The organism is Cnuella takakiae, assembly GCF_001953305.1.
Classification (GTDB): Bacteria; Bacteroidota; Bacteroidia; order Chitinophagales; family Chitinophagaceae; genus Flavisolibacter; species Flavisolibacter takakiae.
In genome coordinates, this window is the sequence record NZ_MTFE01000010.1 from 4,843,933 (window position 1) to 4,861,512 (window position 17,580).

The 17,580-nt window shown below is 49.4% G+C and carries 17 protein-coding genes; 9 read left to right on the forward strand and 8 right to left on the reverse strand.

The genetic code is table 11. The features are described from left to right. Window positions 1–721 (forward strand): M23 family metallopeptidase (locus tag BUE76_RS20760; RefSeq protein ID WP_216820693.1); only part of this gene is annotated, 721 nt, incomplete at its 5' end. 71 nt (window positions 722–792) lie between these two features. Here BUE76_RS20760 and BUE76_RS20765 read toward each other — a convergent pair. Continuing rightward, complete coding sequence (locus BUE76_RS20765) at window positions 793–1,503, reverse strand: 3-keto-disaccharide hydrolase (RefSeq protein WP_073044300.1); 711 nt, start codon at window positions 1,501–1,503, stop codon at window positions 793–795. Between the two features lie 48 nt (window positions 1,504–1,551). Then, the gene (locus tag BUE76_RS20770) at window positions 1,552–2,739 is read right to left on the reverse strand and encodes an MFS transporter (RefSeq protein ID WP_216820694.1); all 1,188 of its coding nucleotides are present in this window, start codon (window positions 2,737–2,739) and stop codon (window positions 1,552–1,554) included. Between the two features lie 103 nt (window positions 2,740–2,842). Here BUE76_RS20770 and BUE76_RS20775 point away from each other — a divergent pair, with 103 nt between their 5' ends. Beyond that, entirely contained in the window at window positions 2,843–3,061 is a 219-nt protein-coding gene (locus BUE76_RS20775) for a hypothetical protein (RefSeq protein ID WP_073044298.1), read from the forward strand. A gap of 150 nt (window positions 3,062–3,211) precedes the next feature. On the opposite strand, the gene BUE76_RS20780 is transcribed toward BUE76_RS20775, so the two are convergent. Then, on the reverse strand, window positions 3,212–5,257 hold the full coding sequence (locus BUE76_RS20780; RefSeq protein WP_143157330.1) for a hypothetical protein: 2,046 nt from the start codon (window positions 5,255–5,257) through the stop codon (window positions 3,212–3,214). Between the two features lie 599 nt (window positions 5,258–5,856). On the opposite strand from BUE76_RS20780, the gene BUE76_RS20785 reads away from it, so the two are divergent. From BUE76_RS20785 to BUE76_RS20795, 3 genes are all read left to right on the forward strand, one after another. Next, window positions 5,857–6,264, forward strand: a complete 408-nt coding sequence (locus BUE76_RS20785; protein ID WP_073044294.1) for a hypothetical protein — start codon at window positions 5,857–5,859, stop codon at window positions 6,262–6,264. Window positions 6,265–6,435: 171 nt separating this feature from the next. Further along, the gene (locus tag BUE76_RS20790; RefSeq protein ID WP_073044292.1) at window positions 6,436–6,723 is read left to right on the forward strand and encodes a hypothetical protein; all 288 of its coding nucleotides are present in this window, start codon (window positions 6,436–6,438) and stop codon (window positions 6,721–6,723) included. A gap of 509 nt (window positions 6,724–7,232) precedes the next feature. Continuing rightward, window positions 7,233–7,715, forward strand: coding sequence for a hypothetical protein (locus BUE76_RS20795; protein WP_073044290.1), 483 nt, complete (start codon window positions 7,233–7,235; stop codon window positions 7,713–7,715). 91 nt (window positions 7,716–7,806) lie between these two features. Here the strand turns inward: BUE76_RS20795 and BUE76_RS20800 are convergent, their stop codons facing one another. After that, window positions 7,807–8,250, reverse strand: a complete 444-nt coding sequence (locus tag BUE76_RS20800) for a hypothetical protein (protein ID WP_073044288.1) — start codon at window positions 8,248–8,250, stop codon at window positions 7,807–7,809. 118 nt (window positions 8,251–8,368) lie between these two features. Between BUE76_RS20800 and BUE76_RS20805 the strand changes: the two genes are divergently transcribed. Both BUE76_RS20805 and BUE76_RS20810 read left to right on the forward strand, forming a co-directional pair. Continuing rightward, window positions 8,369–8,770, forward strand: a complete 402-nt coding sequence (locus BUE76_RS20805) for a hypothetical protein (RefSeq protein WP_073044286.1) — start codon at window positions 8,369–8,371, stop codon at window positions 8,768–8,770. A gap of 142 nt (window positions 8,771–8,912) precedes the next feature. Next, window positions 8,913–9,230, forward strand: coding sequence for an HPF/RaiA family ribosome-associated protein (locus tag BUE76_RS20810; RefSeq protein WP_073044284.1), 318 nt, complete (start codon window positions 8,913–8,915; stop codon window positions 9,228–9,230). A gap of 294 nt (window positions 9,231–9,524) precedes the next feature. Here BUE76_RS20810 and BUE76_RS20815 read toward each other — a convergent pair whose 3' ends face one another. After that, entirely contained in the window at window positions 9,525–10,478 is a 954-nt protein-coding gene (locus tag BUE76_RS20815; protein WP_073044282.1) for a glycoside hydrolase family 43 protein, read from the reverse strand. 385 nt (window positions 10,479–10,863) lie between these two features. On the opposite strand from BUE76_RS20815, the gene htpG reads away from it, so the two are divergent. After that, window positions 10,864–12,753 (forward strand): molecular chaperone HtpG, encoded by a 1,890-nt coding sequence (gene htpG / locus BUE76_RS20820; RefSeq protein ID WP_073044280.1) that lies wholly within the window; start codon window positions 10,864–10,866, stop codon window positions 12,751–12,753. A 126-nt stretch (window positions 12,754–12,879) separates the two neighbouring features. After that, a complete protein-coding gene (locus BUE76_RS20825) occupies window positions 12,880–13,572 on the forward strand; it encodes a sensor histidine kinase (protein WP_073044278.1) in 693 nt (230 codons plus the stop codon). A 94-nt stretch (window positions 13,573–13,666) separates the two neighbouring features. Here the strand turns inward: BUE76_RS20825 and BUE76_RS20830 are convergent, their stop codons facing one another. The 3 genes from BUE76_RS20830 to BUE76_RS20840 form a co-directional block, all read right to left on the reverse strand. Beyond that, a complete protein-coding gene (locus BUE76_RS20830) occupies window positions 13,667–14,299 on the reverse strand; it encodes a response regulator (protein WP_073044276.1) in 633 nt (210 codons plus the stop codon). A 270-nt stretch (window positions 14,300–14,569) separates the two neighbouring features. Continuing rightward, complete coding sequence (locus BUE76_RS20835; RefSeq protein WP_073044274.1) at window positions 14,570–14,920, reverse strand: hypothetical protein; 351 nt, start codon at window positions 14,918–14,920, stop codon at window positions 14,570–14,572. Next, window positions 14,913–17,498, reverse strand: coding sequence for a PAS domain-containing hybrid sensor histidine kinase/response regulator (locus tag BUE76_RS20840; protein ID WP_073044272.1), 2,586 nt, complete (start codon window positions 17,496–17,498; stop codon window positions 14,913–14,915). Before BUE76_RS20840 ends, BUE76_RS20835 begins: the two co-directional genes overlap by 8 nt. Between the last annotated feature and the right edge of the window lie 82 nt (window positions 17,499–17,580).

The following is a 17,580-nucleotide window of genomic DNA, read 5'->3' on the forward strand; positions in this document are numbered from 1 at the left end:
TCTATTACCATTTTGTAACCCCGGCAACAACGGCACAATATTTTACTACCTTATTGGAGAAAAACACTTGGTGCTTGTGCGCAACCTTTACCTGATCATATTACTCGCCTGTGCCAGCTGCGCTGTCAGCAACGACCCGCTGCGGCCAACTGCCCGCAACCTGCAAAAAGGCAGGATGCGCGATGACAGCAGCTACATATATGCCCTCCCGTACGCGGCAGGCAAAAGCTACCTGATGGTGCAGGGTTATTTTACCCATTTCTCACACCGCAACCGTGCAGCTATTGATTTTAAAATGCCGGAAGGTACCACGGTAACCGCCGCCCGCGATGGGGTGGTGATCCGCACCGAAAAGAACAAAAACAGGGGCGGCTTAAATAAGCGGTTCCGAAAAGATGCGAACTACATTGTAGTGCAACATGATGATGGTACACAGGCCGGCTACTGGCACCTGAAAAAAAATGGTGTGCTGGTGCACGTAGGTGATACGGTACGGCAGGGACAACCAATAGGGTTAAGCGGCAACACGGGATATACCGCTTTTCCACACCTCCATTTTTTTGTATGGCTGGGCGATGAAGACAATTGGAAACAGATACCTACGCGTTTTTATACCCGGCAGGGACCCAGATACCTAAAACCCATGCGATCTTATCAAAGCCAATACCCCGAGCCGCTATCCAAAACCACTAGTAAACAGAAAGAAGGTGCCCTGAAATAATAGTATAGCCCTTGCCATCGCAAGGGCTATACTATTAAAGCTATAAGAATTGGGTAAACCGATGAACCGGTTTACTGACTGATTTTAGTGATCGGCTGCACTGCTACTTTACGAAACTCCACCTCCGAACCTTCGGCCTGCAAAGCAATCTGGCCTTTGTTTACGGTAGCATCAAAACCATGATTCACCAACTGCCCGTTTACCCAAACTTTTACTTCCCGGTCCAGGCATTCGATGTGCATATGATTCCATTCGCCCAATGGCTTTTCTGAGCCATCGGTGAGGTTTACAATACGTCGGTTCTTACCATCTGTAACGCCCCATTTTTCTTTAGGGCCGCGGCGCTTTTCCATGTCCGGCACTTTGATGTCCTCGCCAATCACCCAAAAATCGCCTGCATTTTCATGCATCATCTGCACTTCAATGGACTTAGGAAACATCTTGTACAAAATGCGCGGTGTAGAGGCGTGCACCAGCACACCACAGTTGCCCGGTTTGCCTGCAAAGCGGTACTCTACATCAAGACGATAGTTGCTGAACACTTCATCGGTGATGAGGTGTCCGCCGGGTGTGCCCATGCTCACCAGCAAACCGTTGCGTACCAGGAAAGGACTTTTGAGCGTGGTGCTGGTATCGAGCGCAGGCACATCGGCATGCCAGCCCGAAAGATCTTTTCCATTAAACAAGCTACGATCCTGAGCATGAAGGGTGAGCGCTGCCAGTGACAGGCCCAAAAAGACGCCGAACTTTTTTACATATAGTGGCAATCGAAACGCGGTCATAGTATGGTTTTGCATGAAGATACGTTTTGACCCAACACTTCCCTTTCCTTAAGCAACAGCATTTACCTCCTGCCTGGCAGGTTTATACCCAAAAAAGAGGTACAATATCCCCAGCACCGTAATGCCTGCGGAACCATAAAACAGGAGCGGCACCCTGCCGATATGATCGGCATAGAACCAGCCGGCCAGCAGGGCACCCAGGCCAATACCCAGTTCTAAAGCAATATACATGGTAGCCATGGCGCGGCCACGATATTCGGGTAGGCTCAGGTCGGCGGTGAGTGCAGAAGAGGCTGGTGAAAATAAGCCCGTTGCCAGCCCATATACGAATGCGCCGCCCATAAACATCCAAACAGATTGCGCCCAGCCTATAAGCACCAGGGAGGCAATCAACAGCAGGATGGCCACCTTGAGCACGGCAATCCTGCCGTGCCGGTCGGAAACCTTGCCGGCAACAAAACGCACCAGCAGCGAAGAGATGGTAAAGACAATAAAAAAGCTGCCCTTATTGGCAATGCCCAGGTGATCGCTCCAGTCGGGCACCAGGGTGAGCACCGCACCATAACTCACATATCCCAGCAAGGTGATGATGGCTGCGGGCATTACCCTGGGTTCCAGTATTTCGTGCCAGCCAAGCTTCAGCAGCGAAGGATGAAACCGTTGTTTTTCCTTGGCTGTTTCGGGCAGGTTAAACAGGATGGCAATAGACAGCAGCGCAAAAACAGACGAAGTATAAAACAACCCATTGATGCTGTACATACCGGTAATAAAACTTCCCAGTGCAGGTCCGATAGCCATACCCGTGCTAAAGCAAATACCATGTATGCCCATGGCCTCGCCCCAACGGTGCTGCGGAATGACATCGGCGATATAAGCAGCAGTAGCTGTTGGTTTGAAACCAGTGGAAAAGCCATGAAAAAGCCGCAGTAAAAGAAAACCTGAAACAGTAGCCAGGATGGGATATAAAAAGCCGCAAACAAAACAAACCACAGAACCTACAGCCATTACCGGCACGCGGCCAATGGTATCGGTAAGCTTGCCGCTGAAGGGCCTCGAAATGCCTGCGGTAAGGGTAAACAGGGCGATGATCAACCCTTTGTATTGTGCTCCTCCCAGCGAACTCAGGTAAGCCGGCAACTCGGGAATCAGCATATTGAAAGAAGCCGAGAACAAAAAGGAAGACGCGCAAAGCAGCCCAAACTTCAAACTATAAATACTGGGTTCTTTACTTTGCACCAATGGTGTTTGCAACATAACGATTCAAAGGTAATGGCTTCGGCAGGCTGTAGGTGTAACCAGCAGGGCAGGCTTTTTGAACACACCACAAAAACATACAACCATGAGCCAGGCATTTGTAAAAGAAAGCGATGAACAATGGCTGCATGAAGTGCAGCCAACCCTTACAGCACTGGTTCATTACCTCACGAGGGAAAACAACGGCATCAGGGTATACGAACAAAAGTACTTTGTGGATGATAAAGGCAGGGAAATACATGCCATGAGCAATGGTCTTTCTTACACAAAGGATGCCGAAGGAAGATGGATGGTTTTGTATTAAACAGGAAAGAGTACTATAAATAAATGCCACCGAACAGGTGGCATTTATTTATAGTACTCAGGCTCCCGGATTTAGCCGGTTTGAACAGGGAACGAACCAATAGAGGAACGGACCAAAAACGGGCAAGTACAGCTTGATATTAAAACAACCTTACTGATTGTCACTAGTCTTCACTTTAGCCTTGCCGTCTTTCTTCTTCAACTTGATTTCTTTACCATTGGCACCTTCAACTTCAACCTTGGTTTTGGTACCCTCGGTAGATGTGCTGTTGGTAGCAGAATCAGTTGTAGTAGTACCTGCACCTGTCGAGCCGCTGGTTTGACCATTTGTGCTGCTGTCCATAGTGCTGCCGGAAGTGGTGCTACCCGAGCCAGTGGTGCCGGTTGAACCGCTTGTACCAGTAGCATCGGTAGTAGTGCTGCTGTTGGTACCTGTACCGGAGTTAACACCTGCACCGGTTGTGTCGGTACCTGTAGTTACACCCGAACCGGTGCTATTGTTTGACATAGTACTACCGCTGGTAGTACCGGTGCCGCTGCTCTGCATGGTGCTGGTACCAGACTGCATGGAATCGGTAGTGGTACCGGTACCCTGGTTCATATTGCTACCCTGTCTTGGACGGGTAGTATCACCCATGTTGGAGCTGTTGGAACCATTGCTATTCAGCTGGCTGGCATTGTTGCTGTTCTGCGTATTGGAACTATTACCCTGCATGGTAGCACCGCTGCTTTGTGTATTGGTGCTGCCCTGGTTCATGCTGCCCGACTGGTTGGTGCTGCCCGACTGGTTTACAGAACCGCTTTGGTTCATGGTTCCACTTGACTGCATATCAGTACCCATACCGGCATTACCCTGGGTGCTGTTCATGCTATCCTGGCTCATTGAATTGCTGGGAATAACAGGTGGTACAAATGCACTGCCATCAGCACTGATGGTAGCGGTGCGGATGGTTCCGTTTTCCAGCAAGCGTACCATGTAATAACTGGAGCTATCCTGGCCCTGCAGCGTGGTTACATCATACACATCATCGCCATGCATCTGCTGTACTTTCTGCATTACATCAGAAGGAACGGCATTAGCCATCAGCGGCAGTGATACCATATAGCTTTGACCGCTGGGTGCAAAGTAACGACGTACGTTCTGGCCATTCTGCTGGTAGGTAGCACGCCAGAAACCATTGGATTGTTCCCATTGTGCATTACTTACACCTGGGGCCTCCGTAGCAAATGAACGTTGTACCAGATCAGGAAGTGCATTGTTGCCATAAGCATTGTAAGCACCGGTACTGCTATTGGTGTTACCCATATCGCTGGTACCCTGTGTTTGCGACCCGCTCATGGTACCATTAGTTGTACCGCTATTCATGGTACCGTTGGTAGTACCGTTGTTCATGGTACCATCGGTGGTGCCGTTATTTACAGAGCCACTGATGCCGTTAGTAGTAGAACCACTGGTATTGGTACCATTGCTCATCGAACTGTCGGAAGCAGAACCAGTAACACCGGTACCACTATTTGCGGCATTACCGTTGTTCCAGGTATTGCTGCCAGTAGTGGTATCGCTGCTCATATTACCTGCAGAATTGGTACCTGTACCCAGTGTACCACCCTGTGTGCCCAATGTGCCGTTCTGGCCGTTATTGGTACCGTTGTTCAGGGTCGAATTAGTACCATTATTCAGGGTCGAATTGGTGCCATTATTCATGTTGCCATTCATACCACTGTTGGTGCCACGGCGGGTAGTATCGTTCATAGAACCGGTGCCATAAGTACCTGTAGTATTTCCGGAAGTACCCATGGTACCTGTACCGGTTGCGCCACTGCCGGTGGTGCGGGTGCGGTTAGGATTGATGGTAGTGTCGGCAGTACCGTTTACACCAAGGGTAGTGGTGTTGCCGGTGCCGCCAATGGTAGACCCGTTAGTGGTACCCTGCATGGTTGCATTAGGCCGGGTGCCGTTGCCGGTAGAACCCTGGATAGTACCCGATGAAGTGCCGGGCACAGTGCCTGTAGTACCGTTTACGGTACCTGAAGTTCCGGTAGTAGTGCCGGTGTTACCGGTAGTTCCTGTTGTTGTACCCGTGGTTTGTGTACCGGTAGTTGTACCCGTACTGCCCTGGGTGGTAGTACCCGTAGTTTGTGCCAGCAAGCCCGAACCGGAACTTGCCAAGAGCATCATTAGAAAAATCTTTTTCATTAGTGTTTCGTTTATCATGGTTAGCATTAGGTGAACACCCTGATAACGCAACTAGTATGCCCATACCCACTCATCCATAAATCTTTTTTTACATAACTCATCCATAAAAGGGCAGGCAGGCGGCAAGTTGTTCGCCAAACAGGGCAACACAAATGGCTGCTGCAACAGCAAAGAACAAAGCAGCCTTGATGATTATACAGAACATGGATGGCTGCACGGGAAAGCAACAGTGATTACCACCAACACATGTTAACTCAATGTTATCAATAAGCGAAAACCCTCAAATTTCCTAGGTCGAAAAAGAAGGAAAAGGTGTTTGGGCATAATGCGGCAAAAATCATGAAAGCCGCTTCCATAGCGGCTTTCAAAAATTTTTATTTCATTTTAGGATAAGAATTAAGCCTTTAAGTTGGTTTGTGAACGCATTTTCGGTGCACTAGTTTTGTTCTCAGATCAGCGCAACACACGTACCCGGTTCTTACAAATTGCCAAGTCGCTGATTCGTATTTCGGTTGTCATCCTTCCGATACTTGCCTTGAATAACGATCGCCCCTATGATGGAAACTTTAATTAAATAACTAACCAGAAAAATGATCATTATGAAAAGTGCAACTATCAACAATCTCGTGAAAATTCTGTTTTTCACCGCTGTAATGGCCCTGTTGACCGTAGGTACCGTACTTACCGCCAACGCAAACGAAGGCAACAATCCCGTAGCCATCAAATACATTGGTGCAGTAGGCAACCAGCCTGTTTTCCAAGTGGAATTTGACAATGCCGCCGAAGCTGAGCTGCTGGTGGTTTTGAAAGACGCCGACGGTCACGTACTGTACAATGAAAAGTTCCAGGGCAAGCATTTCTCAAAGCGTTTCCAACTAAACCGCAGCGAAGAAGACCTGCAGGTTTCCCTGAGCCTGATCAACCGTAAGGCCCGTCAGAGCCAAGAGTACCAGATCAACCGCAACACCCGTGTTGTAGAAGACGTAACTGTAACCCGCGTTCGTTAATTTGATATAAGCTTTTGTTTCAAGAAGAAAGTCCCGGCTGCCACCGGGACTTTTTCATTTGCAGGTTCGTCGCAGAAAAAAGACGTTTCATTGCCCCGATGTTACGGCTCAACGAAAGGGGCTTTACACCAGCCGGTATAGTTTGTAGCTTGGTTTAAAACAATGCTTCCTATGATACACACCCAATCTTATCAAAACACTTCGGCCCTGTTTCACGAACAGAGCATGATTGAAGTACTGGCTTATTCTTTTTCGGCTTACACCGAGCCGGTACAAACTTTCACTACCCACAAAGTATTCCTGGATATCCTGTTCGAACATCCCCGCACATCGGAAACAATTACCCTGCGCACCATTGCACCAGCCCACCTTTTGTGCAGCAGTAAAGATGAAATTGAAGCTACAGTGCACCGCGAGATCAGGAACACCTTACATTTCCAGACATCAGGAACGCTATAAACTAGCAGGCATCCCTAAACGTAATATTGTATCCTGCTTGCCTGCACCAGTTAACTGATTATTTCAACTTGATGTGTAAACGCTCCTGCTTGGAGTAGAGCCCATTTGTCCGTATCGGATTGCAACCTATTTCAATCCTTGTATACCCAACACCCCGATAGGAGGCGCAACCTTAAAGCCTGCACCAAAAAACTGCCAGAGGATTTGCGACAGAAAATAATCACTGTTGTAAAAAGCTTGCCCCTGCTGATACGCTTTACAGGACGCAAAATAGTCGGCCCCCTTAGGTTACAGCAGCGGCAAGTAAAACGCATCGTACAAACAAAGTGAACTTCACCGGCAGCTCAAGGTCAATGGCAGGAGCCTTAGCTCCCCATCTGTCCTGGTGAGAACGATAAGTTGCATGGCCTTGATAAAAACCAGCAAAGGCTTTTCTTTCCCGCACCGCCTACCCTATCCTTGCCTGGGCAACTACAATCTTCCTATACTTGTATCTCCAATCCTAAGGCATGAAAGCAGCAAGCATCAGCGAGATCAAAACAGAATTGAAAGGTAAAAGTGCAGCCCAGCTGGCGGAGCTGTGCCTGCGCCTGGCACGTTTTAAAAAGGAAAATAAAGAACTGCTTACCTACCTGTTGTTTGAAGCCGATGATGAAGAGTCGTACCGCCGCAGTGTACGCAGTGAAATAGAAGCAGGTATTGCCGCCATTAATACCAGCAACCTGTACATCGCCAAAAAAATGATCCGCAAGGTGCTGCGTACGGCCAATAAGTTCATCAAATATTCGGGCGATCAAGCCACTGAAGTGGAGCTGCTGATCTTCTTTTGCCAGCAGCTCAATGAATCGGGTTTGCCACTCAGGCGCAGCCCGGCGCTGGAAAACCTTTATACAGGCGTTGTAAAAAAAGTAAAAGCAGGTGTAGCCAGTCTGCACGAAGACCTGCAATACGAGTACAGGGACCAGGTGGCTGCCCTGGAACAAAAGAAATAGCAGCAAGCCGGCATCAATACACTGCAAAAAGGCAGCAGCCCGCGTATGATACCATCACCGGGCTGCTGCCTTTTTGCTTGTATCAAGTGGTTTAAAACTTGGTTCCGAGTACTCCCGAAAAGTCGGTCGCAATATCATCTTCCCAGATGTGGGAAATGAGCCGTTCCAGGCCTGTTTTGTGAAAACGGGTATTCTCACCATAAATATTGGGCGTACTATACTCGCCAAAGGCATACAGCCCTTCCTGCCGGCGGGCAAAATGCAGGCGGTAGGTAAGTTTGGGCTGGCTCATTTTGTACACCAGCAGTTCAAATGCAGTTATAGTGGGATGGATGAGCGACTTGGCTTCCACCACATCGGCACGGATATTCTGAAAGGTGTTGAGCTGATCGCAAATGTTTTCAAAGGCCGCACGGGCCTTCTGGTCCAGGAACTCCTGTATCGCATCAAAATCGGACTGGGAAAGATCGGGGATCTTTTTTTCAAAACCCTGCGCCTTGATCACATCATCTATTTGCTGTCTCCAGTTGGTCATAAGTAGCATGTTGGGGGTGTTTTGCGGTTCATCCCAATAGCAGCAGGGTTGCAGTTGCGCATGCAATAACGCAGCAATCCGCCCCATATTGCCTTGCCCCAGGCCCTACCTTTGCCGCATGATTTCCGTACAAGAGTTCAGGCCGGGCAACATGCTGCTGGCCAAAGAGGGTGCCCGCATCAAGATGACCGCGGCCACACTGGAGCATTTCGGCCTGGTGGCACGCGGCGAAGGCGCCACGCTTTTTCCCGTTGTGCTCAAACCCGAACTGCTGGAACGCTGTGGTTTTGTGGAAAATATGGACTATGCGCTGCGGCCGCAGGCCCGCGAGTTTCGGCTGGTATTGCCGGTGATGGGCAGTGCCCAAAATGAAATACTGGCATGGGTAAAAAGCAATGGCGAATGCTTTGGGCGTGCCCAGGTAAACGGCGCCGTTGTGAGCAATAATGTGCACCAATTGCACCAGTTGCAGAACCTCTACTACGCCCTGGTGGGACAGGAACTGGAGGTTAAAGCATAAGAATTCCGGCTGTAAGATTCCGGATTCCGGCCGTTTTTGCCACTAGTAAACACCCAGCCGGGAATGCATTGCGCAATCCGGAATCCCATATCCGAAATCCTTTATGGTATGAAAATGGTTAGCTTTTCTGAAAATAAAAGCTATGGATGTGATCATACAATCGCTGGGTTTTAAGGCAGGCGAAGCTTTAGAAAGCTATATCCGTGAGAAACTGGAAAAACTAAAGCCCGATGACAAGATTGTAAGGGCTAATGTTACCCTCTTCCTGGGCCCTGACCGTGCCACGCCCAACACATACTGTGAAATAAGGCTTGAAGTACCCGGCCCCGATCTGTTTATCAAAGAATCGGCGGTAGAGTTTGAACAGGCGGTAGACGAATGCGTGAATAAACTGCAGGGACAGCTGCGCAAACAAAAAGAGAAGCAGGTGGATCGCTGGCAGGGCAAAGTGAATGAATGAGTGATGAATGATGCGTTTGCTTTTAGTACCCATCATTTCCCAACAAAAAAGCCGGCAGTAACCCTGCCGGCTTTTTTGTTGTTATGCGTTTAAATGATGAATACTAAAGCGATGAGGTAATTTTTAGGGATCGGTTAGCTTGTTTGATTATGCAGTTAGGTTTCTCTTTTTGCGTACCCGTTAGTGCAAGGGATGCTGAAACAAGTTCAGCATGACAGACCCAAACGGCAACTGGTTTCCCTTCGTACCTTGAAATCTTTCACCAAACACCAAACACCAAACACCAAACACCTATCACTTCACGCCCTCGCTTGTCATCACCACCCGCTTTATACTGCCGTCTTTATTGTACTTCAATTCATCAATACATACCGAGCGGCGGAAGGATCCGCCATGGGGCTGCAGGGCGCCGTTGTGGTAAATAAAATAGGACTTGCCTTTAAAGTCGATGATGGCCTGGTGGTTGGTATTGCTGTTGCCTGCCAGCTCGTTGAGAATGCCCATATACTGCCAGGGACCGTTGATGCTGCGGCTGCGGGCATAAGCCGTCTTTTCGGGAAACTGGTAGGCATAAGAAAGGTAGTACCAGCCCTTGTTTTTATGTATCCAGGGCGCTTCGGTAAAGTTGGGCAGTTGTATCCTGTTGATCGGGCCATCCAGCTCAATCATATTGGGTTTTAGCTTTGCATATTTCAGCACCGTATTTCCCCAAAAAAGGTAAGCCTGTCCGTCGTCATCGATAAATACGGAGGGATCGATATCATCCCAGGAAATTTTGGCATCCGTGGTCATGTCGTTGGTGATAAGCGCCTTGCCCATGGCATCTTTGAATGGCCCCTCGGGACGGTCGGCAACAGCTACGCCAATGGCCTTGCCTGGAATAGAACCATGCTCTACGGTAGCATACCAATAAAACTTGCCATCCCGTTCAATTACCTGGCCTGCCCAGGCATCGGCCTTGGCCCACTTGAAATCGGAAACCTTTAGCGGCACGGGGTGCTCGGTCCAGTTAACCATATCGGAACTGGAAAATACCAGCCATTGGTTCATCACATAACGCTCCTGTCGCTCCGGTGCTTCGTCGTGGCCGGCATAGATATACACTTTACCGCCATGTACCAGGGCAGCCGGATCGGCGGTGTATTTGTGCCGGATAATGGGGTTGCCGGGCAAGGAATCATTTAAGGGCATGGCTAAGGCTGCTGACAATTTGAACAGTGCAGCAATGGCAATAAGCAATTTTTTCATGTTTGTTTCCAATGGTGGGATGCAAGGTAGGGAGGAATAAGTGTAAAAAAGACAATTATAAAACCGAAGATTTGTGTGATGGGAAATGATTTGTATGACTTACAGCAGCACTTACCTGATTGATCTGGAAATGACCTGCTGTAACAGGAGATTGTTATTATAAACAATTGGGGCAACAGAACTTACATTTCAACTTCACCGATGCCAAGAGCAAAATGACTTTTCGATCGTGGACACCCATCATACAAATCTTTTTCCATCAAACAAATCTGCGGCTCGGGGTTTATGTCAATTTGGCAACAAGCCCCCCTTTGGCCCGCGCCTTGTTACCTAGGGCTTGCCTGAAGGGCTTCTATTTACCCCATTTACTAAAACATAAAGGCTTATGCAGCAACAAAAAGGGACCATTTCGATCCATACCGAGAACATCTTCCCTATCATCAAGAAATTCCTGTACTCCGACCACGAGATCTTTTTGCGTGAGCTGGTGAGCAACGCCGTTGACGCCACCCAAAAAATCAAGCGCCTCTCCTCCCTCGGCCAGGCTGCCGGTGAACTGGGCGAGCTGAAAGTGTCGGTATCTTTTGACAAGGAAGCAAAGACCATCACTATTTCGGATCGTGGTATTGGCATGACTGCCGAAGAAATCCAGAAATACATCAACCAGATCGCATTTTCCGGTGCTACCGAGTTTATGGAGAAGTTCAAGGAAGCCAAAGATGCCAACGAAATCATCGGCCGCTTTGGTTTGGGCTTTTACTCGGCATTTATGGTGGCCGATAAGGTGGAGATCAATACCCTGTCGTACCAGCCCGGTGCAGAGCCTGCCCGTTGGATTTGCGATGGCAGCACCGAGTACGAAATCACTGAAGGCGACCGCACCGACCGTGGCACCGAGGTGATCCTGCATATCAACAGCGAGTCAGAAGAATTTCTGGATAAACACAAGCTGGAAGAAATCCTCAACAAGTACGGCAAGTTCCTGCCCGTACCTATTGAGTTCATGACCAAAACAGAGTCGGTTGAAGACGGTGAAGATGAAGAAGGCAAACCCAGGTACAAAACCGTGGAGCTGCCCAATATCATCAACAACACCACACCCATCTGGACCAAGACGCCTTCCGACCTGAAGGACGAGGACTACCTCAATTTCTATAAAGAACTGTATCCTTTTTCGGAGGAGCCGCTGTTCTGGATCCACCTTAATGTGGACTACCCATTCAACCTCACGGGTGTTTTGTACTTCCCCAAGGTGAAGAACGAAATGGACCTGCAGCGTAACAAGATCAAGTTGTTCTCGCGCCAGGTGTTTATCACTGACGAAGTGAAGGATATTGTTCCCGAATTCCTGATGCTGCTGCATGGCGTGATCGACTCTCCCGATATTCCGCTGAACGTAAGCCGCAGCTTCCTGCAGGCCGACAGCAATGTAAAGAAGATCAACTCCTATATCACCCGCAAGGTTGCCGACAAACTTGCCGAGCTGTTTAAAAAAGACCGCAAGGCATATGAAGAAAAATGGAACGATATCGGCCTTTTCGTGAAATACGGCATGATCAGCGAAGAAAAGTTTTTTGAAAAAGGAAAAGAGTTTGCGCTGCTCACCAACACCAAGGGCGAGTTCTTCACCTTTGATGAATACAAAGAGAAAGTAGCACCGGTACAAACCGATAAAGAAGGCACCGCAGTATACCTTTATTCTGTAGATGCCGCCAAACAGGATGCCTTTATTCAATCGGCCAACAACCGCGGCTACGATGTGCTGGTGATGAACTCACCCATCGACAACCACTTCATCCACAACCTGGAGCTGAAGCTTGAAAAAACATCGCTGAAGCGTGTAGACGCTGATGTCATGGACAAGCTGATTGAAAAGGACGAGAGCCGCAGCCATGTGCTGAGTGAAGAAGAAAGCAAGCAGGTAAAGGAAATCTTTGAAAAAGCCATTGGCAAGCCCGAGATGCAGGTGCATATTGAGGCGCTGAGCCCCGATGAACTGCCGGTAACCGTTACCATGGAAGAATGGATGCGCCGCATGAAAGACATGGCCAAGATGGGTGGCGGCATGGGCTTCTATGGCAACCTCCCCGACAGCTACAAGGTAGCCATCAATGGCAACCACAAATTGGTAAACCGCATCCTGCAGGCCGATGGTGAAGCCGCTAAACTGGAGATTGCCAAGCAGGCATACGACCTGGCGCTGCTGTCGCAAGGCATGCTCACCGGAGCAGACCTTACCGCTTTTGTAAACAGGAGCGTGAATATGATTGGCTAAGCACCACGCACAAATAGATATGTGAAAAAGGTTCGGGGCACAAACCCCGAACCTTTTTCTTTGCCCGACCCCAATGATATAATTTGAGGTTAATACCTAACCTTTGCTGCATACTAATTGCGAAACATGCAACCCACCAAAACTGCCGCTCAACTGCAAGAGGAAAAAGAAAAGATCATTAGCCTGTTGCTACACGACCTGCGTCCACCGCTACAGGTGCTGCGCTTTTTAACCGGCCACCTTGCCGGTAGCAATGGCGCATCCATGTCGCCAGAAATGATCCAGGCTTATATGCAGGAACTCAATATGGCTGTAGAAGAACTGGTGCAGTCGTCCAGCGCCATTTTTACCTGGCTGGAGGTACAGCGCGACCGCTTTGCAGGCAAGCCGCAGGAAATAAGCATCAGCGGGCTTTTACAAAAAACGATACAACAGTTTAAAGAAGATGTTCCCAACAACAGTTCCGAACTGGTTGTTGACGCAACCCAGGATGTATCGGTAATGATTGATGCCCCTGCCGTGCAGGTTGCCCTGATTCAACTGCTGCGCAATGCAACAACGGCGGCTAAAGGAAGCCCGGTACGGCTGCATGGCCGCAAAGAGGGAAGCTGGCTGTACCTATCGGTGCAGGACAGCGGCAAAGGCATCAGTGAAAAAGTTACGGAAAGCATCAAGGCCCACCTGAAGGGCGATATGTATCATCCACTTCTGTACCGCTATGGGTACCGCATTGTAGTGAAAGTGATGGAACTGCTGGGGGGAGCGGTTCAGTTTACCATAGGCCAGGGCACTACCGCAACGCTGGCCATACCCGTATAAAAAAACCGCCAGGCAACCATTGGCTACCTGCAATCCTTACCATGTAAACAAAAGCCGGATTGCAGGGGCCGCCGGAGCTTTGGCGGTTTTTTATTTATTGCTCAAACTTGTAGTGCTTGGCAATTTCAAGAATGTCGATCACATTCTTGGCGTTGAGTTTTTCAAGGATTCGTTTTTTATACGTAGAAACAGTCGTCTTCTGGAGGTTGAGGCTTTTGCTTATTTCGGGCAGACCATTGCCTTTGATCAGCTGGGTAGCAATCTCAAATTCGCGGTTCGAAAGCTTGGCAAAAGGATTCTCGTGTTCGATGCGGAAATAAGAAGAAGAGATTTCGGCAAGAATATCCTTATTGAAATACTTCTTACCATCCAGTACCATCTGAATAGCGCTCTTCACCTTTTCGGGATCGGAGTTCTTGGGCAGGAAGGCACGTGCACCGGCTTTGAAATAACGCAAGGCATACATCTGCTCGGCAGCCACGGTGTGTACAATGATTTTGAGGGAAGGCTTTTTGTGCAGCAGTACCTGCAACAGGGAAATGCCATCCGACTTGGGCATGTTGATGTCGAGCACCAGCAATTCGTAGTCGTTGGTTCTTACTTTCTCATAAACTTCGTCTCCATCTTCGGCAAAATCAACCTGCAGGCTGGGAAACTGCTGATCGAAAATCCACTTCATGCCTACCCGTACGATGTAATGATCATCAGCGATCAGTACTTTTTTCATGGTTCTGGTATTAATGTGCTAATCACATAGGATATTGGAACATAAAAGAACAAAGGTTTACCAAAGCTTGCGGCTACTTTTCGCCAATACCCGTCATTCCTACGGTGAAGCAGGCAATTAAGCTCCTGGCAAAAAATCCCGGTTCGTTTTCCCGGTATTCTGGCAAGCATACCAGTGTGGTTAGGGAAGCCGGCAGGTATTTAGCAAATAGAACTAAAAACTACCGACAGTAAGGTAGTAGATGTTCGAATTATGCCCCTGCAGTTTATATCATGCCAGCACGGCACCGGTGGCAAGGAAAATATTGAGTTCGTCCTCCAGCTGCCTGATTTGCAAGAGAAAGTTCAGCAGGCCTGATTCCAGTTCCGCCTCATCGGGCCGAGCCCCGTTGAGGTGCAACAGGTAGTCGATAAAAGGCAGCACTTCGGTTATGCCCATGAGGTAGTAGGCCGGTTTTAGCTGGTGTGCCAGCCCCCGCAGGGCAGGCCAGTTGCGGGCTGCAAAATAGCTTTTCAGCTTATCGCTGCTCTCCTGTACTTCCTTCAAAAATGTATGTGCCAGTACCTGCACCTGGGCCACGGGCAAACCCGTAGCCGCTCTTACCCTTAATACATCAAACATAGTGTGCGTTTTTCTGGCAGATCCATTTGTGGAGCAATGCCAGTAGTTCCTGCTCCTGAAAAGGTTTGGAAAGAAAATCGTTCATACCTGCAGTGAGATAGGTTTCTTTTTCTTCACGCAGTGCATGTGCAGTTAGTGCAATGATGGGCGTGTCACAAAACAACTGTTCCCTGATGGCGGCGGTAGCCGTTACGCCATCCATTACAGGCATCTGGATATCCATCAATATAATATCGTATGCATGGCGGCTGACCATGACTACTGCTTCTTCGCCATTTTCGGCAAGGCTTACCTCCAGTCCGGCACTGCGCAGCATCAGCCGCGCCACCAGGCTGTTGAACTTATTGTCTTCTACCAGCAATACGGAACAGCCTTTCAGCTTTGAAAAATCGGGTGCCGCTTCCGGCTCTTCGGGCAGCAGTTGCACTTCGGGGACAATAAAAGGCAGGCAGATCCGCACTTCGGTGCCCCTACCCTCCTGGCTCTCGACTTCGAGGTTGCCTTCCATCAGTTCTACCAGCGATTTGGAAATGGGCAGGCCCAAACCCGTACCACCAAAGCGGCGCACAAAGCCACGTTCGCCCTGGCTAAAAAATTCTTCAAATACATGCTTCAGGGTATCGGCATCCATGCCAATGCCGGTATCGGTCACAGTAATTTCAATGGTGCGCCCTTCTTGCTGGTTTACGCCTAAGCTGCAGGCCACCAGTACCGAACCCTGCTCGGTAAACTTGATGGCATTGCCTACTACGTTGAGCAGTACCTGGTTGAGGCGGTAAGGATCACCCATCACCTGACCAGGCAAGCCGGGGGCAATGCTTACGGATAGCGTTACGCCTTTTTCTTCGGCCTTATGTTCCAGCACGTGCTGTACGCGTTGCAACACTTCGTGCAGGTTCATCTCCATGCACGCTATCTGCAGCTTGCCTTCTTCTATTTTGGAAATATCAAGAATGTCGTTGATAATGGTCAGCAGGTTGCGTGCAGCCGAATCGATGGTATTTGCATAAAACCGCTGGGTATCGCTAAGCTCTGTCTTCAGCAACTGCGCAGTGAGGCCCATTACGGCATTCATAGGCGTGCGTACTTCGTGGCTCATATTGGCCAGAAAGCGGCGCTTGCTCTTTGCCGATGCTTCAGCGGCTTCCTTGGCAACAATCAGGTCCTGCTCCATGGCCTTACGGTAGGTAATATCTTCCTGGAGGGTAAAATATTTGATCACCTTACCTGCTGCATCCAGGATGGGCTGCCCTTTGATGCTGATCCAGCAGGGTACGCCTGCCTTGGTATAATCGAGCAGTTCACCACGGAAAGGGTTACCGGCATTTGCCTGGCTTACGATTCCTGTTAATACTTCGGAGTCCTGGTTGCGCAGCAGCTGGCTTTGTTTTTTACCCCGCACTTCCTCCAGGGTGTAGCCGGTAATTTGTTCAAAGCCGGCATTTACCCATTCAATCTCCAGGTCGGCATTGGTGATCACCACACCCGAACTGGTATTTTCCACCACTAAGGCCAGCTTTTTCAATTCGTCGGCCTGGCGGCGGGCTTCCGATACATCGCGGCAGATACAAACCAGGTCGCCATCAGGCAACAGGGTGAGGTTTACTTCCTGCGTAATGATATTGCCGGTTTTGCTGATACCCGATGTTTCGCCACCCCAGTGTCCATTGGCTGCCAGCACGGGGAAGATTTCGGTTTCTATACGCTGTACTTCGGTATCGCCATACAGGGTGCGCCAAGACTTGCCTAAGAGCTCTGCCTGTGATGCATAACCGAAAATGGAAGCATGGGCCTTGTTGAGGTAATAGAAGTTGCCTTCTTTATTCAACAACCCGATACCATCCATCACGGCTTCGATGGCCATGTGCTGGCGGCGGATGATGTGTTCCGATTCTTTTACATTGGTAATATCGTGGCCAAAACCTATGACAAACTTTGTTGCTCCCGCTGCGTCAAACACAGGCTGAAAGCTGCGCATCTTGTACAGCACCTGTCCATTGCGTACAAGCGTTTCTTCATAGTGTACCACCTTGCGCTGGCTGATACAGGTTTCGAATGCAGCATTACGTCCTTCCACCACCTTGAGGTCCAGGTTGCGCAGCTGGCAGTATTCCGTTTCGGTCTTACCAATCATCCAGGCCCGCACCTCGGGATCCCTGATGGCCTGCTCACCTACATATACAAAACGGTGTGCAGCGTCGAACACCACAAGGTCGATGGGAATGACCTGTGCAATGGTTTCGAATAAACCAACCTGCTGGGCCGGCGGCAATGGATAATCCTGTGCAACCTGCACCATACCCATTACACCGGCACGGTTGCCTTCGGCATCCATGATGGCACTAAGCAGGGTGGTGCCGCTCCCCTGCTGCAAAGCATAGGTACGTTGCAGGGGACCTGCCCCTGCCAGCACTTGTGCTATATCCTGTTGAATGGGAGCAAATGCTGCGGACTGATACAAACCCAGTTCTTCAAGGTTGGTACAGACCCTAGAACCTGCCGGCTGCTGCAGCAAAAAGCGATTGCCGGAAATAAGGTATTGCCAACCAATGATTGGATCAACCGGTGACAGATTCATATAGGTACGGTTTAGATGCTGCGGCACCCAAAACAGGAGTTGCCGGTGCGTCCAGTGCAGTGGCGGCGTTTTTGCTCCTGTT

Excerpts from the sequence above, each read along its gene's own strand:
- BUE76_RS20805 (WP_073044286.1), top strand. The coding sequence starts at position 8,369 with ATGATTTCCGTACAAGAGTTCAGGCCGGGCAACATGCTGCTGGCCAAA.
- BUE76_RS20815 (WP_073044282.1), bottom strand. The coding sequence starts at position 10,478 with ATGAAAAAATTGCTTATTGCCATTGCTGCACTGTTCAAATTGTCAGCA.
- BUE76_RS20780 (WP_143157330.1), bottom strand. The coding sequence starts at position 5,257 with ATGAAAAAGATTTTTCTAATGATGCTCTTGGCAAGTTCCGGTTCGGGC.
- htpG (WP_073044280.1), top strand. The coding sequence starts at position 10,864 with ATGCAGCAACAAAAAGGGACCATTTCGATCCATACCGAGAACATCTTC.
- BUE76_RS20830 (WP_073044276.1), bottom strand. The coding sequence starts at position 14,299 with ATGAAAAAAGTACTGATCGCTGATGATCATTACATCGTACGGGTAGGC.
- BUE76_RS20835 (WP_073044274.1), bottom strand. The coding sequence starts at position 14,920 with ATGTTTGATGTATTAAGGGTAAGAGCGGCTACGGGTTTGCCCGTGGCC.
- BUE76_RS20810 (WP_073044284.1), top strand. The coding sequence starts at position 8,913 with ATGGATGTGATCATACAATCGCTGGGTTTTAAGGCAGGCGAAGCTTTA.
- BUE76_RS20765 (WP_073044300.1), bottom strand. The coding sequence starts at position 1,503 with ATGACCGCGTTTCGATTGCCACTATATGTAAAAAAGTTCGGCGTCTTT.
- BUE76_RS20775 (WP_073044298.1), top strand. The coding sequence starts at position 2,843 with ATGAGCCAGGCATTTGTAAAAGAAAGCGATGAACAATGGCTGCATGAA.
- BUE76_RS20825 (WP_073044278.1), top strand. The coding sequence starts at position 12,880 with ATGCAACCCACCAAAACTGCCGCTCAACTGCAAGAGGAAAAAGAAAAG.
- BUE76_RS20790 (WP_073044292.1), top strand. The coding sequence starts at position 6,436 with ATGATACACACCCAATCTTATCAAAACACTTCGGCCCTGTTTCACGAA.
- BUE76_RS20795 (WP_073044290.1), top strand. The coding sequence starts at position 7,233 with ATGAAAGCAGCAAGCATCAGCGAGATCAAAACAGAATTGAAAGGTAAA.
- BUE76_RS20800 (WP_073044288.1), bottom strand. The coding sequence starts at position 8,250 with ATGACCAACTGGAGACAGCAAATAGATGATGTGATCAAGGCGCAGGGT.
- BUE76_RS20840 (WP_073044272.1), bottom strand. The coding sequence starts at position 17,498 with ATGAATCTGTCACCGGTTGATCCAATCATTGGTTGGCAATACCTTATT.
- BUE76_RS20785 (WP_073044294.1), top strand. The coding sequence starts at position 5,857 with ATGAAAAGTGCAACTATCAACAATCTCGTGAAAATTCTGTTTTTCACC.